Raw genomic sequence first — 17948 nt, forward strand, 5'->3', positions numbered from 1 at the left:
CGAGTCAGGTCGATCCGGACCGTCATCTTTTCTACAAAGGAACTCGCAATGGAAAACAGCAACGCCAATGCCGTCGGCAAATGCCCGGTCATGCACGGTGGAATGACCTCGGTCAGCAAGACCAATGTCGATTGGTGGCCCAAGGCCCTGAATCTGGACATCCTGCACCAGCACGACAGCAAGACCCAGCCCTTGGGCGACGGCTTCAGCTACCGTGAGGCAGTGAGCAAGCTGGATGTCGAAGCCCTCAAGCGCGACCTGAAGGCCTTGATGACCGACAGCCAGCCCTGGTGGCCGGCCGACTGGGGCCACTATGGCGGCCTGATGATCCGCATGGCCTGGCACTCGGCTGGCACCTACCGCATTGCCGACGGCCGTGGCGGTGCAGGCACGGGCAACCAGCGCTTCGCCCCCTTGAACTCCTGGCCTGACAACGGCAACCTCGACAAGGCCCGCCGCTTGTTGTGGCCGATCAAACGCAAGTATGGCAATCAGCTGAGCTGGGCCGACCTGATGATCCTGGCTGGCAACATGGCCTACGAATCGATGGGCCTCAAGACCTTTGGCTTTGCCTTCGGCCGTGAAGACATCTGGGCACCCGAGAAGGACATCTACTGGGGTTCCGAAAAGGAATGGCTGGCCCCGAGCGGCGGCCCCAACAGCCGTTATTCCGGCGAGCGCGATCTGGAGAACCCCCTGGCTGCGGTCATGATGGGCCTGATCTATGTGAACCCGGAAGGCGTGGACGGCAAGCCCGACCCACTCAAAACCGCCCACGACGTGCGTGTGACCTTTGCCCGCATGGCCATGGACGATGAAGAGACCGTGGCCTTGACCGCCGGCGGCCACACCGTGGGCAAGGCCCACGGCAACGGCGACGCTGCCAAGCTGGGCCCGGCCCCCGAAGGTGCTGATCTGAACGAGCAAGGTCTGGGCTGGATCAACCACAGCGGTCGAGGCATTGGCCGCGACGCTGTGACCAGCGGCATTGAAGGCGCCTGGACACCGCACCCGACTCAATGGGACAACGGCTATTTTGAAACCCTCTTGAACTACGACTGGGAACTCAAGAAGAGCCCGGCCGGGGCCTGGCAGTGGGAGCCCATCAACCTCAAGGACGAGCACCGCCCGACCGATGTGGAAGGCGCCAGTGGCCACACCCGCCTGATCATGACCGACGCCGACATGGCCATGAAGATGGACCCGGCCTACCGCGCGATCTCGGAGCGTTTCTACAAGGATCCGGCGTACTTCTCGGAAGTGTTCGCCCGGGCCTGGTTCAAGCTGACCCACCGCGATCTGGGCCCCAAGGCCCGCTACATCGGCCCCGATGTGCCGCAGGAAGACCTGATCTGGCAAGACCCGGTGCCGGCCGGTCGCAGTGACTACGACGTGGCCGCCGTCAAGGCCGCCATTGCGGCGACAGGTCTGAGCACGGCTGACTTGGTCAGCACGGCCTGGGACAGCGCCCGTACTTTCCGTGGCTCGGACAAGCGCGGCGGTGCCAATGGGGCCCGCATCCGCCTGGCCCCGCAAAAGGACTGGGAAGGCAATGAGCCAACCCGCCTGGCCCGTGTGCTGTCGCTGCTGGAGCCCATCGCCGCGAAATTCGGCGTCAGCGTGGCCGACGTGATCGTGCTGGCCGGCAATGTGGGGGTGGAAGCGGCTGCCAAGGCAGCCGGGTTTGACCTCACCGTGCCGTTTGCACCCGGTCGCGGCGATGCCACGGCAGAGCAGACCGACGCGGCGTCTTTCGACGTGCTGGAGCCGGTGGCCGATGGCTTCCGCAACTGGCTCAAGAAGGACTACGTGGTCAGCGCTGAAGAGCTGCTGCTGGACCGTGCCCAACTGATGCGCCTGACGGCTCCGGAAATGACGGCTCTGATCGGCGGGCTGCGTGTGCTGGGCACCAATCACGGCGGCAGCGCACATGGCGTGTTCACCGACCGCGTGGGCACTCTGAGCACCGACTTCTTCGTCAACCTGACCGACATGGCCTACACCTGGAAGCCGGCCGGCAGCAACCTGTACGAGATCCGTGATCGCCAGTCGGGTGCCGTGCGCTGGACGGCCACCCGGGTGGACCTGGTGTTCGGCTCGAACTCTGTGCTGCGCGCCTACGCCGAGGTCTATGCCCAGGACGATGGCCGTGACAAGTTTGTGAAGGACTTCGTGGCCGCCTGGACCAAGGTCATGAACGCGGACCGTTTCGACCTGGCCTGAGCCCCCCACCGGCCCCGAACGGGGCCACCATGAGAAAAGCCCCTTTCGGGGCTTTTCTCGTTCAGAGCTCAGAGCTTGGGGGCGCTGGCGTTCAGTCGCCGAGCAGCGAGAGGTCGCGCACGGCACCCTTGTCAGCCGAGGTGGCCAGCAGGGCATAGGCCTTGAGGGCCGCCGACACCTTGCGGGGGCGCGGCTTGACGGGCTTCCAGCCCTTGGCATCTTGCTCGGCGCGGCGCACGGCCAGTTCTTCGTCGCTCACCAGCACATCGATCGTGCGGTTGGGAATGTCGATCCGGATGCGGTCGCCATGGCGAACCAGGCCAATGGTGCCGCCCGCAGCGGCTTCGGGTGAGCAGTGGCCGATCGACAGGCCGGACGTGCCCCCCGAGAAGCGGCCGTCAGTCAGCAGGGCACAGGCTTTGCCCAGGCCCTTGGACTTGATATAGCTGGTGGGGTAGAGCATCTCTTGCATGCCCGGGCCCCCCTTGGGGCCTTCGTAGCGCACGATCACCACGTCGCCGGCCTTGACTTCGTCGTTGAGGATGTGCTCAACCGCTTCGTCCTGGCTTTCGACCACATGAGCCGGGCCCTCGAACACCAGCAGGCTGTCATCCACGCCCGCGGTCTTGACCACGCAGCCGTCCAAGGCGATGTTGCCGCGCAGCACGGCCAGGCCACCCTCCTTGGAGAAGGCGTTTTCGTACGAGCGGATGCAGCCCTCGGCACGGTCAGTGTCCAGGCTGGGCCAACGGGTGGCCTGGCTGAAAGCCACCTGGGTGGGGATGCCGGCCGGGCCAGCCATGTAGAACGTGCGCACGGCCTCGTCGGTGGCGGTGACGATGTCCCAATGGGTCAGGGCGTCGCCCAAGGTCTTGCTGTGCACGGTGGGCACGTCGGTGTGCAGCTTGCCGGCGCGCGCCAGTTCACCGAGGATGGCCATGATGCCGCCGGCACGGTGCACGTCTTCGATGTGGTATTTGTTTGTGTTGGGCGCCACCTTGCACAACTGAGGCACCACGCGCGACAGGCGATCGATGTCGGTCATGGTGAAGTCGATGCCGGCCTCTTGCGCAATGGCCAGCAGGTGCAGGATGGTGTTGGTGGAGCCGCCCATGGCGATGTCCAGGGTCATGGCGTTCTCAAATGCCTTGAAACCCACCGAGCGCGGCAGCACGGTCTCGTCATCGCCTTCGTAATAGCGCTTGGCCAGGTCCACGATCAGGTGGCCCGCACGCTTGAAGAGCTGCTCGCGGTCGGCATGGGTGGCCACCACGGTGCCGTTGCCCGGCAGGCTCAGGCCCAGGGCTTCGGTCAGGCAGTTCATCGAGTTGGCGGTGAACATGCCCGAGCACGAACCGCAGGTGGGGCAGGCTGAACGCTCGACCTCGGCCACGTCGGCATCGCTGACCTTGCTGTCGGCGGCCATCACCATGGCGTCAATCAGGTCGAGCTTCTTGAATTCGATGGTCTGGGTCACCGGGTTGGCCAGGCGCACCTTGCCGGCTTCCATCGGGCCACCCGACACGAAGACGACCGGGATGTTCAGGCGCATGGCGGCCATGAGCATGCCGGGCGTGATCTTGTCGCAGTTGGAGATGCACACCAGCGCATCGGCTGTGTGGGCGTTGACCATGTACTCGACCGAGTCGGCAATGATGTCGCGGCTGGGCAGCGAATACAACATGCCGTCATGGCCCATGGCAATGCCGTCATCCACCGCAATGGTGTTGAACTCCTTGGCGACGCCGCCAGCGGCCTCGATTTCACGCGCCACCAGTTGGCCCATGTCCTTGAGGTGAACGTGACCCGGGACGAACTGGGTGAACGAGTTGGCAATCGCAATGATGGGCTTGCTGAAGTCGTCGTCCTTCATGCCGGTGGCGCGCCACAGAGAGCGAGCGCCCGCCATGTTGCGGCCGGAAGTGGAGGTCTTGGAGCGGTAAGCTGGCATGAGGAGGTCCTTGGGGTCGTTCCAGATCGTTGGTGTCGAACAGCGTGCCGCACAGGCGGTGAGCGCCGAAGCCCCTGATTATCGTCTGGCGGAGCAAGCCTTGTTGTCGTGCGGGTCTGAGGCGTGGGGCAGGGGCCGCCCCGGTGGGTTCCGGTCCAGGCAATGGGCGCGGCGTCGGCCGTGCCGGTGGGCCAGCCCACTGCCCCAGCCCGCTTGATGGGCCGGTGATTCGACGATCTGTATCAATCTGGCAACAAAATGGCGTTCGCCGGTGTCAAATTTTTGACTTGAGTCATTTGCGGGGCTGCGCGAGCTTCTAATTGCCGACTCTGGCGACAAATGTGCTGCGTTGGAGTGGGGCGGGGTTGATGATTGTCAATGAATATATGTACGGAGTGGCGGGGTTTGTGGTGCCCCGAGCGGCAAGTTTCCCTTCGCCACTGTCCATGCTGTTATTTGTGGCCTTCGCGATTCTGGTGGTGCAGGTCAGCAATCGGCTGGTGGAGCACGCGGCATGGTCGGTCGACCCCGGCAATCGGCGCCTGAGTGCCTCGCACGCGGCGCTGATCATCGGCTGTATCGTCTGGGCGCTGGACATCGGTGGTTTCTTCATGTACCAGCACCTGGGCGGCAGGGCGCCCAACCTGAATGAGGGGCTGCTGGCCTTGCTGGTGATGATGGTCAGTGCCCGCATCACGCTGCCTGAGCTCAGCACCAGCGTCAGCCGCAAGCGCACCGTGGTGGCGGGTGTGGTGATGGCCCTGGGCATGCTCACGGGGCACTTCGTGCTGGCCATGGGCTATGGCGCCAGCCTGGCGCACATCGATGCAGGGTCCCTGCTGGCGTCCATCGCGGTCGCCATTTGCCTGACGACTGTCCTGTCCATCCGTCACCGTGCGGCGAAGCGGCGTTTGTTGATCCAGAGCCACGCCATGCGGCGCTGGCCCGACGTGGTGCTGGGTGGCCTGACCATCCTGGCTCTGCATTGCCTGCTGATCAACGCCTTTCCTCCGTCGCCATTGACGGACCCGGTGGGCAGGTCGGCTGGCGCTATCGCGGTGGTGGCGGTGTTTGCCCTGGTCGTGGCGCTGGAGCACATGGGCAACCTGCGTTTGGATCAGCGGCTGCAATTGCGCTTGCGGCAAGGCCTGTCAATGATGCGAGTGGCAACACCGGTGACCAACCCGCAGCACGACGTTCAGATGGCGCTGATCGCAGACCACTTGGCAGAGTTGCTCACCAAGCAGCGCCTGAACTTGCATTTTCAACCCATCGTGCAGTTGAAGGCGGGCCAGCCGCCGGCCTTCGAGGCCCTGCTGCGTCTGCAGCATCCGGTGCTGGGCCGACTCAACCCCGAGGTGTTTTTGCTGGTGTGCGAGTTGCAGGGCAAGACCACGCTGGTGGATCGCCTGATCCTGGAGCAGGCCATCGGTCAGATGGCGCGCTGGGGGGATGACGGCCAGCTGGGTCTGCGGGTTTCGGTGAACCTGTCGCCGACCACACTGATGGAGCCAGGGTTTGAGCATTGGCTGGTACAGGTCTTGGCGGCTCACGGTGTCGAGACCGGACAATTGACCCTGGAGTTGACCGAGCACGCCATCATTGCCAGCGGCGCTCCCATGCTGGAGGCCATGCGTGCCATGGCGCGGGTGGGCATTGCCGTGGTCATGGATGATTTTGGTGCCGGGTATTCATCGCTGGCCATGTTGGCCGAGCTGCCCATCCGGGGCATCAAGTGCGACCGCCTCTTTGTGCGAAACCTGTTGCTCGATCCGCGGCGTCAGCGCTTGCTGAGCCATGTGTTGGCCATCGCGCAGGATTTCGACCTGGAGGTGACCGCCGAGGGCATCGAAACCCAGGAGGAACTGGCCGTGGTGCGTGGCATAGGACTGCACAAGCTGCAGGGCTACCTGTTTGCCAAAGCCATGCCCGCCGAGGAAATTTCAGACTGGTTGACCCGCCTGTCCCGTGGACTGCCTGAACTCCAGGTGGCTGAGAAGTCGGCCGTTGGGCAGCGAACTCTCCAGCCCTGACGAACGTCCCTTGCGTGGGCTCATGAATGGGCTGATCTGGGCCCCATCCGTGCCCTGGTGAAAGGGTGTCGGGCAACAAAAAACCCCAAGTGACGCAAATCACTTGGGGCTGTATTTGGCGGAGAGGGCGGGATTCGAACCCGCGGTGGGGATTAACCCACACACGCTTTCCAGGCGTGCGACTTAAACCGCTCATCCACCTCTCCGGAAGCCCTCAACTATAGCAGGAAAACTGAGGGCTTTTCGGCTCACGGAGTCTTGAGTTCAACTATTTCAGCAGACGTATTGCGAGGTGATGGTTTGAGTCACGACACTTGCGCTGTGTCTCGCTCCGCGCGCATGGCAAATCGATTAGACCTGACGGGCCCAGCAGAGCCCAGGCTCTGCCCAGGCTGCATCACGATCCTCAGATACGGTCATTCAGATTGAGCCGGTAGGGTGGGGGACGGCTGCTCCGTTCATGAGTGAGGGGGGCTTTGCCCCCGCATTCTGACCATGCGACTCGCCGTGGTGTTCAGTGGGCGAGTGTCAGTCCCGGTGCCGGTCTCCGCCCATGGGTGGCCCCCGATGGTTCGTGGGCCACCTTGAACACAGCCACGGCTTGCACCAGTTGCTGGGCCTGCCCATTCAGGCTGGAGGCTGCTGCAGCACTTTCCTCGACCAAGGCGGCGTTCTGTTGCGTGACCTGGTCCATCTGGCTGATCGCATCTTCGATTTGCGAGATGCCGGTGCTTTGCTCCTGGCTAACCAGGGAGATCTCAGCGACGATGTTGCTGACGTTGCGGATGGACCCAACGATTTCGTCCATGGTCTTGCCAGCCTGATTGACCAGGAGTGCGCCTTGTTCCACCTGCTCGACGCTACGGCCGATGAGGGCTTTGATCTCCTTGGCCGCTTCGGCGCTGCGCTGTGCCAGCGTGCGCACCTCTCCGGCCACTACTGCAAAGCCCCGTCCTTGTTCCCCGGCTCGGGCCGCTTCCACGGCGGCGTTCAGTGCCAGGATGTTGCCCAGTTGGTCAATCTGTCCTTGGGGATGCCCAGTGTCTCGGCCACTACCGACGCTGCGCGCCTGTCTTGACCTGCGTGACGGTCTCGTGCGTCAACTCTAAGGTGTCATTAGCTCTGCTCACCACGCCATCGTTCATATCTTCACTTCTTTCCCGAGATTCTCTGGGCTGAGCTATGAACCCCGAAATTCGAGGGCAACCTCCGGCTGTAACAGCAATCCCCTGTCTCTCAGTACCTGGGTCAGCTGTTCGATGCATGCAGCCGGGGGCGTCTCTGCCGTAGCCAGGCGCAGGTCGGGTTGTTTGGGCGCTTCGTAGGGGGAGGACACGCCGGTGAACTCCGCGATCTGGCCGGCACGGACCCGTTGATAGAGTCCTTTGGGGTCGCGGGCTTCGCACACTGCCAGGGGAGTGTCGCAGTAAACCTCGAGGAAGGGGGCCGGTGCCACACGCTTTCGCACCTGGAGGCGGCCTGCCTGAAACGGCGAGATCAAAGAGGCAATCACGAGGAGGCCAGACTCGGCCATGAGTGCTGCCACCTCGCCTGCACGGCGCACACTCTCGGCACGGTCTGCCTGTGAAAACCCCAGGTCCGCACACAGCCCCGCGCGCAGTTGGTCTCCATCCAGCCGTACCGTGGCGTGGCCCAGGCCGCGCAGATGGTTATGGAGACCGTCGCCCACGGTGGACTTTCCAGAACCTGACAGGCCTGTCAGCCACACCACGGCCCCAGGAGGACGGCGGTGCATTGCATTGATTTGATTCAAGAGAAAATTGGATATGCTTGTTTGCGCTCGTAGGATTTTGGCAGGATTTACGCGGAGTCACAAATTGCCATGCGGTCCGCCGCAGGCTGACCCTTGATCCAGGGAGACTTGGACTTGGGGGCGATGCGTGGGCAACATGCCTCTGCAAACCTTCAGGCTGCGATGACTCCCTCAGGGGAGGGACGGGTTGCAACTTCACCCTCCCAGGCATGCTTCATCGCACAGCGCCGACCGAAACGATATGCCATTGCCCGTCAGCACGCGTTGGATGGGTGCATGCAGAATGGCGAAGTTGCCCATCGCAGCCCGCACAAATGCGCCAGCGCTGATCTTTGTCTCATCGGGATAGACCTGCGTGAAGGTCGGCCGGCTATGGTCGTCTACGGCCACAAAGGCGTACCCCCAGTCGACTTGTCGCGTGCGCTGGGTTCGATTGCTGGTGATGCGATGACCGGCCTGCTCGAGGCGCCCCAGCTTCTTGATGTCGATGTGCAGCAAGTCACCGGGATTCTCGCGTTAGTACCGTTGCACGGGTTCGTTAGGCCGCAGATCGCTCAGCCGCGACAACCCGGCTCGACGCAGAACACGGCTGACCGTCGCTTTGGACACGCCAATGTATGAGGCGATATAGGCTTGCAGGCAAAGCTTGCGTCGCTACTCTACGATGGCCTGAGCGACATGTGGTTCGATGGCGCGCGAGAGATTTCTCGGGGCGCGAGGATTTGTCCCACAGACCATTGGCCCCGTCTGCCAGGATGCGAGCTAGCCACTTGTGCGCAGCCACAGCACTGACGCCATGCTTGGCGTCTGCCTATGATGCACTTACGTCACGTTCTATGAGAACTTGAATCATTTCCAGGCGATGCAGGTAGGTCGATCGGGCATTCTTATGGATGTTCATTCGGTTTGGAAGTTTGAGTTGACTGGGGGTTTGCGATTTCCAGTCTCTCAGAAACTCTCCGGGTAAACACCCGCCACAACCTATTGGAACTTCACACTTAGGACCGACATGAGCCCCGAATTGCGATGCTACTTTCGACCCGCGCAGCCCCAGGACGTGGATGCAGTGTTGCCACTGCTGTTGAGCTCGGGGCCGCAGGCCATTGCATATGGATTTTCCTGCGGGGGCACGGACAGCCTGGATTTTTTGCGCTTTGCTTTTGTGCAGGGGAGAGGCTTGCTGGGCTACCGAGCCCACACGGTGGCAGTCGTTGATGGCCGGGTGGTGGGGGTCGGGGCGTTTTACCGGCTCTCGAGCTATGTGCAGCTCAGTCTGGAGCACTTGTGGCAGATTTGCCGTTTCTACCGGGCACGCGAAGCGCCGGATGCACTGGCGCGGGCCATGCACTTGCAATCCACCATGCCACCCCCGGGACTCGGCATGCACTATGTGGCGCATTTGGGGGTGAGTCCGGCGTTCCGGTGCCAGGGGCTGGGCACCCGCCTGCTGGACACGCAGCTGGGCCCTGCTTTGGCCATGGGTCGAACCCACTTGGGCCTGGATGTGTCGGTGGAGAATCCCAGGGCTCAGGCCCTGTACGAGCGTTATGGCTTTGTAGTCCGCTCGGAAAATGCATTTGCAGGCCCGCGGGGCGCGGTCCCCAACACCCGCCGCATGACCAAGCCGCTCAACGCAGTCCTGCGAACTGGGCCAATGTGAGCCCCAGCTGTTCTGGCGTCAGGCGTTGCCCGGGTGGCTGTCGGGGCTGGGCTTGGGCGTGGTTGGCCCAGATCACGTAGTCGCTGTCCTGAGGAGTGGCACCCCAGGAGGTGTACACCGGTCCCAGGCTGGGCACATGGTCGCCGTAAAAGCACAGCAGGGTTTTGCGGGGGCGTTGTCTCAGGAAGGCTTGCAATCGACCCAGCATGGCATCGGCATGGGCGAGGTGGCGCAGGTACACCGTCAGGTCATGGTGGATCAGTCCGTCGGGGCTCTGGTAGAGCGCGGCGGCTTCGGCTGCGTTGGCGGCTTCCAGGTACAGCGGGCCGTGGTTCTCCATCGTGATGGCAAATAGGAACTGGGGCTGATCGTGGACTTGCTCCAGTGTGTGGATCAGGTGGTCCGTGAGCGCTGCGTCTGACACATAGGGGCCTGCCCGTTCTGCCTTGGCGAAGTGCGCCTCATCTATAAATGTGTCAAAGCCCATCCTGGGAAACACCTGCCGGCGCCTGAAAAAGTCGGCCGGATAGGGATGCACGGCCGTGCACCGGTAACCCTTTTTTTGCAGGGTGCGAGGGAGGGCGGGCATGGCCTGGTTCACGAATGCATAGGGGTAGAAGCGGGCATAGCCCAGGGTTGCATTCGGGATGCCGGACAAAAACGCATGTTCTGTGCGCATGGTGTTGGCTCCCCAGGCAGGGGTGTCCAGCGCGCCAGCGCTCAGGCTCAGACTTCGCAACTCATCAAAATGGTCTAACAGCCCTGGCGCCAGGCGCAGGCCCGTTTTTCGGATGTCGAAAAAGGACTCACTTTGAATCACCACCAGGTCGGGAAGATCAAGCGCACCGGGTCCGGATTTTTTGCAGGTTTGGATGGCAATCGGCCCATAAGGCGATTCGTTCAATCGTTCGTGAGTCCGGTGCCGTTCGGCTCGGCTCAGTCCGTTCAACAGGTAGGCAACAAAAGTGCCATAAAAGCCATGTTGTGCTTGATCCAGGACAGGATCAAGACTCAGTGACAGACCTTTAGCCAGATGCATCTGAATGCCGAGGAGCCCGCCCCACATCAGCCACAGTGCAGGGGTGGGCAGGGGGCTGTAGGTGGGGTCGAACCAAATGACCAGGGTCAGCAGCCCCAGGGCCACAAGGGGTGCCAGCAGGTGAAGTCCCGACACGTAAGGAAAGTACAGGCGTGGATGCCGGAGCGACTGGGCAAACAAAGCCAGATCTGAAAACACTACGGGCTCGCGCAAGGCCTTGACCTTGGCTTGGTTGATCGCGATCAAGCAGCTCAACAAGCCCAATGTGCAGACAAGAGCAGACGCTGGACGCCCCCACAGGGACAGGAACACCAAAAAAAGGGCACTCACCGCTGCCAGATGCAGGCCCACAGATTTGGCCGAACGCTCCCGCCAGGGCCTCACCGAGGGCGCTGGCAATCGATCCAATGGCAGCGAAAGGAGCAACGTGGCCAGCCAGGTGGCCGTAAGCAATCCCTCCATCATGTCCGTCGCTGGGGTGCCAGGGTCAAAAGGTGCATCACCCTGTCAGCCCAGGGGTCGGGCAGCAGTTGCAGAAGTTTGATGCCCAGGCCCAGCAAGGCTGGAAATACCAGGCTGGCCTTTCGGGCGTCCAGACCCCGGCGGATGCGCTGGGCCGCCTGGTGTGCCGACATCAAAAATGGCTTGCTGGCAGGAAAGGCGTCACTCATCTCGGATTTCACGAACCCAGGGTAGATCAGGGTGAGTGATATGCCTGAGGCACTCAGCAAGGGGCGGACGGATTGGCCCCAGGCGTGCAATGCGGATTTGCTAGCGCAGTAGGCGGGCGAGATGGCCATGCCCCTGAAGGCGGCCAGGGAGCTGACGATCGCAACATGCCCGGCACCCCTCAGACGCATGCGGTCGGCCACAGGGAGTACCGTGTTCAGAGTACCCCAAAGGTTGGTGCTGATCACCTCGCTCAATTCGTTGGGCGTTTCCCACTGGTCTAGATGCGTGACGACGTGGGCGACGCCGGCATCGGCAATCAGGAGATCCACGGGGTGTCGGGTGTCATAGTTCTCCAGCCAGTTGCGCAGCGCGGTGGCGTCCCGAACATCCATCTCGCACAGATCGACGTCGGCCCCCTGCGCACGACAACGGTTGGCGGTGGCATGAAGTCGTTGCGCGTTCCGCCCTTGCAGCGCGAGGCACATGCCGGGTGCCGCGTAGGCCTCGGCCAAGGCCGCGCCGATGGCACCACTGGCGCCCGTGATGACCACCACCCGGGGGGGCATTGGCGTGGTCATTCGGGTTCCTTGAGCAGGCGAGCCACACAGGTGGAAACTGCAAGCTGCCTGCCTGCGGGAGCGTAAAAATCTCCGGCAACCTGGCTGTGTGCCTGGATGTACGCCAGGAAGGCGGTCACGAAGCCTGGGTCGGGGGCTTGGGGTTGGCGCCAGAATGAGTCCAATGAGCCTGTGGCCGTGAGCCCGGGTTGCCTGTAGATGGCCTCTCCCAGGGCGTAGACGGGGCGGTTCAGGGCCAGGGCACTCAGTCCCACCGTGCTGTTGACCAGCACGACACCTTGCGCGTGGCGCAGTAGCAAGGGCAGGTCGCCTGCTTCGATGAACTGAACGCGCGCCTCCAGCCGCAGTTCACGCGTGCGCCGTTCGACATAGCGCCGGTAGCCGGCCAACCCTGTGTCCAAGGGGTGATTCTTTATCAATAAAGTCATCTGGTCCAGGCCCGGTGGGAAGTCGGTTTTGTGAAAAGAGGTCAGCACAGTTTCGATGGCTGCAATGACGTCCGGGAATGGGGAGTGTGTCCGGATTTGCGAGTCGGCGTTCAATTGCAAGGGAAAAAGAAAGTAGTGCGTCTTGCAGGCCATGAGTTGCTTGGTCACGGCTCTGGCCTCACGGGCAAACCACCCGTTCAGACCAAAGCGCCGAGCCAGGCCTGCGTACTCAAGAATGCCGTTGTGAGGGCGGTGCGTCTGGTAATTTGGAAACAGCCAGCAGCAGGCGGTGTTGGCCAGGCGGTAGGCAATGTCGTACAAGGCCCTGATTGGGAGGTGGGAGCCCGTGGCCCCGGGCGGGGAGGCCGTGGCAGGGCCCGCAGGTCTTTGCTTGGCCCAGGCCAGGATGTCCGAGGGTGCCAGGGACATGGGGGAGTATCCGTTCACGCCATCCTCTTCCAGAGTGATCCAGTCCGGCCGCAGATAGCCTTCTTCAAACACATGAATGCGGAGGCGTAGTTGACGCGCCACGGCGATGGCGGACCTGTGGATGCCACGGCAGTCGCCAAATAGCAGCAGGTCCGTGGCTTCCCATTGCTTCAGCTTTGGCATCAGCCAAGCCGGCAATTCATCGAGCGAGCCCGTGTAGTTCGAATGGGGTTCGGCCCAAGAAAACAACAGGTCCCCGCCACAGAAATTGATGCGATGGGTGCGGTGCCCCGCTGCCCGGAGCTGTTGGTTCAGTTCGGAGAAGAACGGTGAGGCAACGCCTTGCAGGCTGATGAAGGTGCGACGAGGCATGAGAGGCCGCTCAGCGCAGTGGGTCCAGGAAGGCATCCACTTGGGCGAAGTGGGTGCTCCATTGGGGTGCTTGGTAACCCTGCAGGCGCGCCAGTTGCGCGGCTCGCCGGGGGCTGTGCACCGTGGCGTAGTCTTGCACCGCGTTCAGCCAGGCCAGGCCGTCCAAGGGGTCGAGGTAGTCAGGGATCTCCTGGGCGATCTCTTTGAAAACGGGCAAATCGCTGGCAATCACTGGCGTACCCTCATTCAGTGCCTCGACCAAGGGCAGTCCAAATCCTTCGGCGTGGGACGGGAAGAGCAATGCTTGCGCATGTTGCAAGTAGCCCTGCAACTCGGCATCGCTGCAGTCTGGTTTCTCCAGCACGACGTCCTCCAAGGCCTCGCACCGGTCCAGCATGTCGAGTGCGCTCTCTGCCTCCCAGCCGCGCTTGCCGATCACCACCAAGCGCGCAATGTCCGGGCCGCCTTGCGCCCGCCAACGCCGCCAGACCTGAAACAGCAGCAAGTGGTTCTTGCGCGCTTCCAGGGTACCGAGCACCACGAAATAGGGGCCGGGCAGGGGGCGATCTGGCAGCGTGCTGCTGCTCTGGCCCTGAAGCTCTTCGACCCCCAGCAGCGCCGTCACAGTGGGGGGCAGGGGCAGCCGCTCTTGCCGGGCGAAACCTTGCAGGGCCTGCAGCGAGGCTTGCGAATTGGTGATTACCCCGGCGCCGTGCCGCAGCACCGTGTGCATGCGAGCGACGTGGCGATCCAGTGCGCCGGGCACGCAGTACTCCGGGTGGGAGATGGGGATCAGGTCATGCACCATGAAGACCGGCTTGACCTCCAGACGCTGCAACCATTGGGTAAAGCCCGGCACGCCGATCCCCATGTGCCCCACGTTCAGGTACACCTGGCCGCGCACCGGGGACGCGCGTTGATGTCGCCACCCGCGCCGGACTGCGAATCCAGTCAACCATGGCCTGAAGTCAGGGCCGGGTTGAAGCAGGCGCTCGAACAGGACAACCGAATCGGCGCGAGACAGGATGCGGTTGTACGAGAAGATCCCGTGGCGCACCTGAATCACGGCCCGGCTGGTGTTTGCAAAATGGCGCACATAGGCCAAACACACCCGGTCAATGCCTGTGGGGCGCTGCCGGGCCACGGCCTGGATCAGCAAGCGTGTGACGTCTATCAAAAGCTCGCCAGGCCCATGCGTCTCAGGCACCGTGGCGGGCGCTCCGTTGACGCTCAATTTCCCAGGGCCCGAAGGTTGTAGATGGGGAAGACCAGGGAGAACATGATGTTCAGGAACTTTTGCAGTTCCACCGCAGGGGCGTTGGCGATGTAGAGCACGTCCTTGTTGCGAATTGGAAAATTCTGGGCCACAAAAAACATCGCTGGATCGCGCAAGTCCACCCGGTAGACCACTGGGACGCGACCGTCAGGTGTTGCACGCAGGGGCTGCCCCTGCGCGTCCTTGTCGCTCAGCAGCGCTGCAGGATCTTCAAAGCGGAAGATGAAGAGGCCTTGGGCGTCGGCGCGCTGCTCCTGCAGGCCACCCGCACGCGCCAACGCCTGCGCCAGGCTGATGCCTTGCGCTTCAAAATTCAACTCTTCGTTCTTGCCAGTGGCGCCGAGGACCGTGAAGCTCAGGGGCTGGTGCAAGGCCGTGACAACGTCACCCGCTTGCAGCGGAACGTTTTGCCTGGGATCTTGGATGACCGTGTCCAGCGGCAGGGATTGCACCAATTGGCCCCGGGTCAGTTGTACCGTGGTTTTGCCCACGGGTTGACGCACACCACCAGCTGCAGCCAGCGCATCCAACAGCCGTTCACCCTTGGCGGTCAAGGGCATGCGCAGGCTCGCCGCCACTTCACCCACCACGGTGACGTTGGCGCTGGCGTTGCGAGTGACGCGCACCAGCACCTGCGGCTGGTTGGCCTTGGTCTGAAGCGCCCGCACGATCGCCGCCTCAATCGCCTGGGGAGTTTGGCCTCCAGCCTGGATCGGACCGGCAAAGGGCACGTTGATGGTGCCAGTGCTGTTGATCATCTGCTCGGGCAGTGTGGTCATGCGGGAGCCGGACGCTCCGGAGCGTGCATCGATCACAGCCGAGCCAAACAAGTTGGCTGGAGGGGCTTCCCAAATGGAAATCTCCAGTACATCGCCAGGACCGACCAAGCCTGAAATCACCGACGGGCTCATCGTTTGAGAGAACAGGCTGCGTTGCTGGCTGGCTAGCACCTTGCGTGCAACAGCCTCGTCGATATCCACCAACTGAATAACGCTTGCCTGGGCCGGTTGGGCCGAGGCCAGGACCGTCTTGGCATTGGGGCCAGCCGAGGGCAGCCAGGACGAGTCCGTGGCGCACCCCGACAGGGCAAGCAGGCAGAAGGGCAGGGGAACTGCCCAGAATTGCCGCTTCAGTCGATCTTGCCAGTGAGTTGATGTTGAGTGCATAAAGCTGGTCAAGCCGCCCAAAAGTTACATTCTCATTGTATGGTGCAACCCATTGCGTCTGCATTTAGATCTCTCACCCTCTCGTACCCCCTGACCATGCTCAAACGTCTTTTCCGCTCTTCGAGTCAGCAAAATCTGCGTACGCACATGAAAAGGCAGGTCGGCAATTACCAGCTCACGCTGGCTGATTTGGCCGACCCAGCCAACCGTTCGTTGATCGAGGCCTATTGCATCTCCCGATGCAAGGTGGTCCCGGTGCTGGATGAGATGGCGGTTGCCGTGGTCTTGGGCAAGTATTTGACCTGGGTGGATTTGCGGGACAAAGGGCTCAGCCCCCATTTGATGCTGCAAGGGTACTGGGAAATGTGGATCAGCTCGGCCCTGGCGCGCTTGACCAAGCCTGGCACGCTGGCCCTGGATGTGGGCGCCAATCTGGGCTACTACACCCTGCTGATGGCTGAGGCCGTGGGCCCGTCAGGCCAGGTCCTGGCTTTCGAGCCCAACCCGCGTCTGGCGGGCATGGTGAGAACCACCGTGGGCCTGAACAACTTTGCCAACCGAGTCCGCGTGCGCGAGGAAGCCGTGGGTCACGGAACCGGTGGGACCTTGACGCTCGGGATCCCGCGAGCCAACCCCCAGAACGCGCTGATCATGCAGTCCGAGGCACAGAAACAGGGCTTTAAGACTGTGTACGGTGATCATGCCCAGTTTTTGCAGGTCCAATCCCTGTCCTTGGACAGCCTCGAATTGAGCCAGGTGGGCATGGTCAAGATCGACGCGGAGGGGGCCGAGTACGACATCTGGCGTGGCATGCAAAACACCATTCGCAACAACCCCGAAATCCAGATATGCCTGGAATTCAATGCCAGTCGAGGTTACCCGTGGGAGGCCTTCTTCCAGGACATGCAAGGGCAATTCAAGCGGGTGTCGCACATTGACTTTGATGGTCGCATCAAGCCACTGACGCGGGAGATGATCCAGAACGAGCGCCGCAATGAAGACTGGATGGTTTACCTGACTCATGACTGAGGCCCTGACAATCGCCCTGGATGGGTTCAACCTGGGCTTGGCCAAAGGCACGGGGGTGGCGACCTATGGCAGAAACCTCAGTCGCACCCTTCAAGCCCTTGGCCACGACGTGGGGGTGCTGTACGGACGCAGGTCGGTCAAAAGCAATAACCCTCTGCTCACCGAGATTGCGTTTTTTGATGTCGCCGTCGGCCCATCCAAACGCTGGTTGCATGGCGCACGGCATTGGCTAGAGTCAAGCACCGCGTCCCTCGGCTGCGAGGTGGACACCGTCACACTGACGGGGCGCGTGGTGGCGGAGTCCATGAAGGACAAACTGCCTGCCTTCGACCATCTTTGGAACAGCACCCAGGTTTACGAGCGATGCGCCACCAGCTTTCGCTGGTGGGGGCGGTTTGGGCAAGTGGCCCTCCCCGGGGTGGACATTGCCCACTGGACCTACCCCTTGGCCATCAAGGCGCGCGGTGCGTTCAACATCTACACCTTGCACGACCTGGTTCCGCTGCGTTTGCCCCACACCACGCTGGACCACAAGCGCCGCTACTACAGGCTGTGCAAGCAGATCGTTGACACGGCCGATCACATCGTCACCGTGTCCGAAGCATCGCGCCAGGACATCATCAACTTGCTTGGGGCGCACCCCGACCAGGTCACCAACACCTACCAGTCGGTGAACTTTCCACCTGAAGTGCTGGGCAAGAGCGAGGCGGTCCTGCGGGCGGAGCTGGCGGGTATCTTTGACCTGCGCTACAAGGATTACTACCTGTTTTTTGGCGCGATCGAGCCCAAGAAGAACCTCCATCGCATGTTGGAGGCCTACCTGGGCAGTGGCCTGAAAACCCCCCTGGTGATCGTGGGTGCACCTGGCTGGGAGTCGGAGGAGGAGCTGCGCTTGCTGACCCTCCTGAAGGCGCTTGGCCAGTCTGCGCGGGTCATTCGCCTGGAGTACCTGCCATTTTCCCTGCTGATCAGTGTGGTCCGCGGCGCCAAGGCCACGTTCTTCCCGTCGCTGTACGAAGGATTTGGCCTGCCGGTCCTTGAGTCCATGGCACTGGGGACGCCAGTGTTGACCTCCAACACCAGCAGCCTGATCGAAGTTGCTGGCAACGCGGCCTGCCTGGTGGACCCCTACAACACCCAGGCGATGGCTGAAGCCATGCGCGCCCTGGATGAAGACGATGCTTGGCGTGCCCGGCTGCAAGCACAAGGCTTGGTCCAGGCCAAGCGCTTCAATGAGGAGGCCTATGCTCAGCGCCTGCAGCGCCTGTATCAGTCGGTGATCGACAAACGCCAACGCTCTAGGGACTGATCGGTGGCA

At 62.3% G+C, this 17948-nt stretch carries 13 protein-coding genes, 1 tRNA gene and 2 pseudogenes; 5 read left to right on the plus strand and 11 right to left on the minus strand.

Translation table 11 applies throughout. The annotated features are described in order from the left end of the window. Positions 1-48 precede the first annotated feature (48 nt). A complete protein-coding gene (gene katG / locus AC07PT_RS05265; protein ID WP_494656011.1) occupies positions 49-2223 on the plus strand; it encodes a catalase/peroxidase HPI in 2175 nt (724 codons plus the stop codon). A 91-nt stretch (positions 2224-2314) separates the two neighbouring features. Here the strand turns inward: katG and ilvD are convergent, their stop codons facing one another. Next, entirely contained in the window at positions 2315-4174 is a 1860-nt protein-coding gene (ilvD, locus tag AC07PT_RS05270) for a dihydroxy-acid dehydratase (RefSeq protein WP_494656012.1), read from the minus strand. Between the two features lie 446 nt (positions 4175-4620). Here ilvD and AC07PT_RS05275 point away from each other — a divergent pair, with 446 nt between their 5' ends. After that, complete coding sequence (locus AC07PT_RS05275) at positions 4621-6207, plus strand: EAL domain-containing protein (RefSeq protein WP_494656013.1); 1587 nt, start codon at positions 4621-4623, stop codon at positions 6205-6207. Between the two features lie 116 nt (positions 6208-6323). On the opposite strand, the gene AC07PT_RS05280 is transcribed toward AC07PT_RS05275, so the two are convergent. The 5 genes and pseudogenes from AC07PT_RS05280 to AC07PT_RS05300 form a co-directional block, all read right to left on the minus strand. After that, positions 6324-6413, minus strand: a tRNA-Ser gene (locus tag AC07PT_RS05280). A gap of 308 nt (positions 6414-6721) precedes the next feature. Continuing rightward, a pseudogene (locus tag AC07PT_RS05285) lies at positions 6722-7234 on the minus strand (methyl-accepting chemotaxis protein); the annotation flags it as partial. A 153-nt stretch (positions 7235-7387) separates the two neighbouring features. Continuing rightward, a complete protein-coding gene (gene cysC, locus AC07PT_RS05290) occupies positions 7388-7963 on the minus strand; it encodes an adenylyl-sulfate kinase (protein ID WP_494656273.1) in 576 nt (191 codons plus the stop codon). Between the two features lie 213 nt (positions 7964-8176). Continuing rightward, complete coding sequence (locus AC07PT_RS05295) at positions 8177-8479, minus strand: hypothetical protein (protein WP_494656014.1); 303 nt, start codon at positions 8477-8479, stop codon at positions 8177-8179. 40 nt (positions 8480-8519) lie between these two features. Next, positions 8520-8771: pseudogene (locus AC07PT_RS05300) on the minus strand (leucine zipper domain-containing protein); the annotation flags it as partial. A gap of 219 nt (positions 8772-8990) precedes the next feature. Between AC07PT_RS05300 and AC07PT_RS05305 the strand changes: the two are divergent. Next, on the plus strand, positions 8991-9641 hold the full coding sequence (locus AC07PT_RS05305; protein WP_494656015.1) for a GNAT family N-acetyltransferase: 651 nt from the start codon (positions 8991-8993) through the stop codon (positions 9639-9641). On the opposite strand, the gene AC07PT_RS05310 is transcribed toward AC07PT_RS05305, so the two are convergent. The 5 genes from AC07PT_RS05310 to AC07PT_RS05330 form a co-directional block, all read right to left on the minus strand. Beyond that, positions 9610-10926: an LTA synthase family protein gene (locus AC07PT_RS05310; protein WP_494656016.1), complete on the minus strand. Its 1317-nt coding sequence runs from the start codon at positions 10924-10926 to the stop codon at positions 9610-9612. The genes AC07PT_RS05305 and AC07PT_RS05310 overlap by 32 nt on opposite strands. 215 nt (positions 10927-11141) lie before the next feature. Further along, positions 11142-11930, minus strand: coding sequence for an SDR family NAD(P)-dependent oxidoreductase (locus AC07PT_RS05315; protein ID WP_494656017.1), 789 nt, complete (start codon positions 11928-11930; stop codon positions 11142-11144). Then, positions 11927-13159: a capsule polysaccharide biogenesis protein gene (locus AC07PT_RS05320; RefSeq protein WP_494656018.1), complete on the minus strand. Its 1233-nt coding sequence runs from the start codon at positions 13157-13159 to the stop codon at positions 11927-11929. Before AC07PT_RS05320 ends, AC07PT_RS05315 begins: the two co-directional genes overlap by 4 nt. 10 nt (positions 13160-13169) lie before the next feature. After that, on the minus strand, positions 13170-14336 hold the full coding sequence (locus AC07PT_RS05325) for a glycosyltransferase family 4 protein (protein WP_494656019.1): 1167 nt from the start codon (positions 14334-14336) through the stop codon (positions 13170-13172). 53 nt (positions 14337-14389) lie between these two features. After that, positions 14390-15601: a polysaccharide biosynthesis/export family protein gene (locus tag AC07PT_RS05330; protein ID WP_494656020.1), complete on the minus strand. Its 1212-nt coding sequence runs from the start codon at positions 15599-15601 to the stop codon at positions 14390-14392. Positions 15602-15748: 147 nt separating this feature from the next. Between AC07PT_RS05330 and AC07PT_RS05335 the strand changes: the two genes are divergently transcribed. Continuing rightward, positions 15749-16630, plus strand: a complete 882-nt coding sequence (locus AC07PT_RS05335; RefSeq protein ID WP_494656021.1) for an FkbM family methyltransferase — start codon at positions 15749-15751, stop codon at positions 16628-16630. Beyond that, the gene (locus tag AC07PT_RS05340) at positions 16623-17939 is read left to right on the plus strand and encodes a glycosyltransferase family 4 protein (protein ID WP_494656023.1); all 1317 of its coding nucleotides are present in this window, start codon (positions 16623-16625) and stop codon (positions 17937-17939) included. Before AC07PT_RS05335 ends, AC07PT_RS05340 begins: the two co-directional genes overlap by 8 nt. The last annotated feature ends 9 nt before the right edge of the window (positions 17940-17948 follow it).

Source organism: Curvibacter sp. GW821-FHT09D12 (assembly GCF_059416245.1).

Excerpts from the sequence above, each read along its gene's own strand:
- katG (WP_494656011.1), top strand. The coding sequence starts at position 49 with ATGGAAAACAGCAACGCCAATGCCGTCGGCAAATGCCCGGTCATGCAC.
- ilvD (WP_494656012.1), bottom strand. The coding sequence starts at position 4,174 with ATGCCAGCTTACCGCTCCAAGACCTCCACTTCCGGCCGCAACATGGCG.
- AC07PT_RS05275 (WP_494656013.1), top strand. The coding sequence starts at position 4,621 with ATGCTGTTATTTGTGGCCTTCGCGATTCTGGTGGTGCAGGTCAGCAAT.
- cysC (WP_494656273.1), bottom strand. The coding sequence starts at position 7,963 with ATGCACCGCCGTCCTCCTGGGGCCGTGGTGTGGCTGACAGGCCTGTCA.
- AC07PT_RS05305 (WP_494656015.1), top strand. The coding sequence starts at position 8,991 with ATGAGCCCCGAATTGCGATGCTACTTTCGACCCGCGCAGCCCCAGGAC.
- AC07PT_RS05315 (WP_494656017.1), bottom strand. The coding sequence starts at position 11,930 with ATGACCACGCCAATGCCCCCCCGGGTGGTGGTCATCACGGGCGCCAGT.
- AC07PT_RS05320 (WP_494656018.1), bottom strand. The coding sequence starts at position 13,159 with ATGCCTCGTCGCACCTTCATCAGCCTGCAAGGCGTTGCCTCACCGTTC.
- AC07PT_RS05330 (WP_494656020.1), bottom strand. The coding sequence starts at position 15,601 with ATGCACTCAACATCAACTCACTGGCAAGATCGACTGAAGCGGCAATTC.
- AC07PT_RS05335 (WP_494656021.1), top strand. The coding sequence starts at position 15,749 with ATGAAAAGGCAGGTCGGCAATTACCAGCTCACGCTGGCTGATTTGGCC.
- AC07PT_RS05340 (WP_494656023.1), top strand. The coding sequence starts at position 16,623 with ATGACTGAGGCCCTGACAATCGCCCTGGATGGGTTCAACCTGGGCTTG.